The 2,822-nt window shown below is 68.2% G+C and carries 2 protein-coding genes; one reads left to right on the top strand and one right to left on the bottom strand.

Annotated features, from left to right (window positions below; genetic code table 11):
* Positions 1–157: 157 nt before the first annotated feature.
* Positions 158–1,570 carry an APC family permease gene (locus ACFW2E_RS28805; protein ID WP_384469988.1) on the bottom strand — a complete coding sequence of 471 codons (1,413 nt, stop codon included), beginning with the start codon at positions 1,568–1,570 and terminating at the stop codon, positions 158–160.
* Positions 1,571–1,929: 359 nt separating this feature from the next.
* Between ACFW2E_RS28805 and ACFW2E_RS28800 the strand changes: the two genes are divergently transcribed.
* The gene (locus ACFW2E_RS28800) at positions 1,930–2,775 is read left to right on the top strand and encodes a hypothetical protein (RefSeq protein ID WP_384469987.1); all 846 of its coding nucleotides are present in this window, start codon (positions 1,930–1,932) and stop codon (positions 2,773–2,775) included.
* Positions 2,776–2,822: the final 47 nt, after the last annotated feature.

Raw genomic sequence — 2,822 nt, 5'->3', positions numbered from 1 at the left:
GGGCGTCCTGCTCGCGGCCGGCGTCGGTCTGTGGTGGTGAACGGGGACGGTGGTGTAGTCCTACACGCATTCGCCCTTGCCGCGGCCCGCCTATCGCAGTGCGGGCGGCGAGGACGACGGTACGTGCTCGGTGCTGACGTGGGACTTCGCGTGACCGTCAGGCCTGCGCGTCCTCCGGGATCGACACCAGCCAGCGGGTCTCGCGGCGCGGGCGGAGGTAGAAGACCCAGTAGAGGGTGGCCGCGGCGGTGATGCCGCCGGTCCACAGCAGGTAGGTGGTCTCCTGCTGGCTGAGGACGTACGCCAGGACGGCGATGAGCAGGACGGGCATCGCGGGCCACAGCGGCATGCGCCAGGCGGGCGTGTGCTTGTGCGCGCCGCGCCGGGCGAGCAGGGCGGCGACCGCGACCAGCAGGTACATGGCGGTCACCGAGACGCCGGTGACGCCGTACAGGGTGTCCAGGTTGACGAAGCAGAGCAGCGCGCCGGGAACGCCCACCGCGAGCGTGGCGACCCAGGGGGAGCCGAAGCGGCCGAGCTTGGAGAAGACGTTGTTGACCGGCTCGGGCCAGGCCTTGTCGCGGGCCGAGGCGAACAGGACGCGGGAGTTCTGGATGACCATGACGATGCCGGCGTTGATGATCGCGAGGGCCACGCACAGGCTCACGAAGGTGCCGACGGCGGAGTTGGACCAGGCGGTGACCATGGAGCTGATGTCGCCGCCGGTGAGCTCCTTGAGGTCGGAGGCGCCCATGGTGATCGCGGCGACCGGGACCAGGATGATCACGGTGGAGATGGCGAGGGTGGCCAGGACCGTGCGGGCGACGTTGCGGCGCGGGTGCTCCAGTTCCTCGGACAGGTAGACGGCGGTCGAGAAGCCCTGGGTGACGAAGAGGGCGATGGCGAGTCCGGAGACGACCAGCATGGCAGTCACCGTGTCCGTGTGCCCGTTCGAGCCCGCGACCTGCATGGAGGTGAGGCTGCCGAGGCCGCGGTGGCCGTGGGTGAAGCCCAGCAGTGCCACGACGCCGGCGGCGATGACCTCCAGGACCAGGAAGATGCCGGTGATCCAGGCGTTGGCGCGCAGGTCGAGCAGGCCGGCCAGGGTGGCGAGGAGCATCACGCCGGCGCCGGTCATCGCGGGGTCGAGGTGGACGATCGGCGCGAGATAGTCGGCGGTGCCCATCGCGATCACCGGTGGGACGATCATCACGACCAGCAGGGACAGCACGAAGACCAGCCAGCCCGCCAGCCGTCCGGCCATCGTCGACACCATGGCGTACTCGCCGCCCGCGCTGGGGATGAGCGTGCCCAGCTCGGAGTAGCAGAACGCCACGGCGATACAGAGGAGGGAGCCGATGGCGATCGTCAGGGCGGTGGCGGTGCCGAGGGAGCCGAACAGGTCGGGGACCACCACGAAGAGCGTGGAGGCGGGCGTTACGCACGACAGGGTCAGCAGGGTTCCGCCGACCACTCCGATGGAACGCTTGAGCTTCTGGGGGCTGTCGGAGACGCCGGTGACGGCGTCCTCCAGGACAGCGTTCTCTACGGGTCGGAGCGTGTCGGTCATGCGGCGGTTCCGATCGACTCGTGCGGTGGTGGTTCGGGCGGGAGCGCTATCGCCTCCGGCGGATCGCGTCGTACGTCTCTTCTTCACTCCCGGCGCTGATGGAACCCCGACGAAAACCGCTGCGTCAATGGGTGTTTACCTACGGAATTCGAAGATCCACAGGCCCTTGGATCACGTATCCAGCAAGTCGGCACAGGAAATTCCATGCTTTGCGTCGATACGAGAATCGCAGGGCGAACGGCAAAAAAAGTAGCAGCGTCCGGTATACGGACGCCGTAAACCAGTCGCACGACTGTCGGTGCGCCCCGCTAGAGTCGGCCGGTCACGAACAACAGACAGCAGTATCGGGGTGGGGAAACATGAGGATGCGACACACCGCGGCCTGGGTGGGGTGCACGGCGGCAACGCTGCTGGTGACCTCCGCGTGCGGGACCGAGGGCGCGAAGACGGCCGCCAAGGCCGTGGACAACGCGGACAAGGTCATGGCCGCGCTGGCCCGGGCGACGGACCGCACGGAGAACCTCGGCTCCGCCGAGGTGAAAATGAGCACCGACCTGGGCACGGGCACGGGCCCGGTGACCATGGAGGGCACGTACTCGTGGGGCGACGGCTTCGCCTTCGACGTCGACATGGACACCAAGGCCGCCCAGATGCAGACGCTGACGAGCTCGCCCAAGGTCCGCATGCTGTTCGTCGGCGGCGCCTACTACTACGACATCGACCCGCAGCCCTCCGGCCCGCTCAAGGGCAAGGAGTGGATGAAGATCGACGGCTCGGCCCTGTTCGGCGACAAGGGCGGCCAGGCGATGGCCGGTGGCACCGGCGGCGGCAGCCCGGTGGCCTCCATGAAGGCCCTGAAGTACGCCAACGACGTCGACGACCTCGGCACGCAGACCGTCGACGGGCAGAGCACGACCCACTACCGGGCCGTCATCAAGGCGAACCAGATGGGCAAGCTCAAGGACGTCTACGGCAACCAGGACAACATGTTCAACCAGCTCACCGGCGCCAACGGCTCGATGACCATGGACATCTGGGTGAACGGCAAGAACCTGCCGGTCCGCATGAAGCAGGTGTTCGGCTCCGCCACCGTCACCACGGACTTCGAGAAGTTCGGCAAGACGGCCACGGTCAAGGCCCCGCCGGCCGCGGAGACCGGTGACCTCACCGAGTTGGTGAAGTCCCGGCAGCGGCAGCAGGGCTGAGCCCGGACACGGTGGTGCCCCGCCCTCTCCCCCGCGGAGGACGGGGC

It is taken from the genome of Streptomyces sp. NPDC058964 (genome assembly GCF_042741275.1).
Classification (GTDB): Bacteria; Actinomycetota; Actinomycetes; order Streptomycetales; family Streptomycetaceae; genus Streptomyces.
Note: the sequence above shows the minus strand (reverse complement) of the source record. Positions and strands in the feature narration are given on the sequence as shown.

Coding starts and splice junctions, on each gene's coding strand:
- ACFW2E_RS28805 (WP_384469988.1), bottom strand. CDS start 1,570: ATGACCGACACGCTCCGACCCGTAGAGAACGCTGTCCTGGAGGACGCC.
- ACFW2E_RS28800 (WP_384469987.1), top strand. CDS start 1,930: ATGAGGATGCGACACACCGCGGCCTGGGTGGGGTGCACGGCGGCAACG.